Annotated in this window: 3 protein-coding genes and 1 pseudogene; all 4 read right to left on the reverse strand. The window is 66.1% G+C overall.

Annotated elements, in window-relative coordinates:
- On the reverse strand, nucleotides 1-279 hold a 279-nt coding region (locus MGN01_RS23185), incomplete at its 3' end, for a phage tail tube protein (protein WP_238258576.1).
- A gap of 36 nt (nucleotides 280-315) precedes the next feature.
- On the reverse strand, nucleotides 316-726 hold the full coding sequence (locus MGN01_RS23190; protein ID WP_147049146.1) for a phage tail terminator-like protein: 411 nt from the start codon (nucleotides 724-726) through the stop codon (nucleotides 316-318).
- A gap of 1 nt (nucleotide 727) precedes the next feature.
- Nucleotides 728-1408 carry a hypothetical protein gene (locus MGN01_RS23195; RefSeq protein ID WP_147049147.1) on the reverse strand — a complete coding sequence of 227 codons (681 nt, stop codon included), beginning with the start codon at nucleotides 1406-1408 and terminating at the stop codon, nucleotides 728-730.
- Nucleotides 1408-1638, reverse strand: a pseudogene (locus MGN01_RS23910) (hypothetical protein); the annotation flags it as partial. The pseudogene MGN01_RS23910 and the gene MGN01_RS23195, both read right to left, overlap by 1 nt.

Here is a 1638-nt window from a genome sequence, read left to right on the forward strand (position 1 = left end):
GGTCGACCAAGTGCTGAACAGGACGCCTTCGAGCAGGTCGTCGAGGTTCCCGTAGGCGAGCTCGAAGTTGTAGGCGCCGGACACGTCCTGGCCGAGCTGATACTCGTCGCGGACGTTGCGATCGGCCTGGATCTCGTCCGACGTGCCCGTGGTCTTGTTCGTGCGCGGGCCGCCACCGGTGGCGCGGAACGTCTTGAACGAGGGCGTTGCCGGGGTCGTGCCGAATACCGTCTCCGGCACATAGGCAATTCGGCGGGTCGAACCGCTTGCAATCGTCATGACTGTCTCCTGGAAGAGGGCGTGGTGCCCGCGCGCTCAGCCGAAGATGTCGGCCTGATATTCGATGGCGATCGACAGGGCGTAGTAGTTGCCCTGGTCGTTCCGATCGTCGATCGCCGGTGACGATGGGGCGAAGGTCTGCACCCCGCCGAATTCCTTGCCGCGGAACAGCGCCGCGAGCTCGTCGGCCCAGGCGAGGCCCTCGGCGATGCCGCCGCCGCGCTCGGCGTTCACGGTAATCCGAAACGCCCCGGTCTCCCGGTAGACGTTCTGTCCTGGTGCGCCGACGGTGAGTTGCTCGCCGTTCGCGACCGGGTAGCTCACCTGCAGGAACGGCCCCGCATCATCCGGCGTGTCGCCCTGCAGGTTCACGCCGTAGACCGGGCACTTGTCCCAATTGTCGGCCAAGCGGCTCTCCACGGCGTCGACGACGAGCTTCAGCGGCATGTCAGCGGCCCGGATCGAGGATGATGGCCGGCTGACGGGTCAGCCAGTCCTGATGCGTCCGCGGGTTGCCGCCGCGAACCCGCTTGGCGAGAGCCGCGGCATTGGCTGACTGCGCCCATTTTCCGACAGCGCCACCCGGGAAGGACCGATATCCGAACCCGACATAGGCGACGTTGCCGAACCGGCGTTTCGCGAGCGTAGCCACGCCCTGGTAGACGCCATCCGGTGCCTGGTTGGACTGCCCGCGCTCGATCTTCCTGGCGTACGGCGCCTCGTTCAGCACCATGTACTGCTCGGCCGGAGGCGGCTTCATCGGATCGAACTCGACGTCATCAGCAAACCAGACGTGGCTCCGGGCGTAGGCGCCGCGCTTCACCGGCGAATGGATGATCAGCTGCTCGTCGACCCATTCGATGATGTCGGTGAGCAGCTTGAACTCGAACAGCACGCTGCTCTTCGGCGTGAGGCCGGTGAGCACCTCGCGCTTAGCCCCATCAATGAAGGTCTCGTGCTCCGGGACGTAGCCCAGCGCTTGGCGATTGGTCTCCTGCGCCTCGGTGAGCGCTTCCTGCGCGGCTGCGGCAAGGAAGGACTGCTGCGCGTCCGGTGACATCTCTTCGTCGAGCATCAACGCGATGTCTCGTGAGATCGGGTCGATGCGAACCGAGGTCCGGCCGGCCATCACCCCCTCAACCACAGATTCACGCGCACCAGCACGTCGTTCATCGACACCGGCTCGACCGCCTGGACGTTCCGCTTCCGGCCCGCGACGGTCAGCTTGTCGTTCGTCTTGATCGGCCGCGGGAAGCCTGAGGCGCCGAGGCTCGTCGGCGAGAGGATCGCCGTGCTGTCGCCCTGCTGGATGCCGCCGGCGAGCTCATCGGGTCTGTAGCCCCGGAAGAACACCTGCAC

Source organism: Methylobacterium gnaphalii (assembly GCF_007992215.1).
GTDB lineage: Bacteria > Pseudomonadota > Alphaproteobacteria > Rhizobiales > Beijerinckiaceae > Methylobacterium > Methylobacterium gnaphalii.

Coding starts and splice junctions, on each gene's coding strand:
- MGN01_RS23190 (WP_147049146.1), bottom strand. CDS start 726: ATGCCGCTGAAGCTCGTCGTCGACGCCGTGGAGAGCCGCTTGGCCGAC.
- MGN01_RS23195 (WP_147049147.1), bottom strand. CDS start 1,408: ATGGCCGGCCGGACCTCGGTTCGCATCGACCCGATCTCACGAGACATC.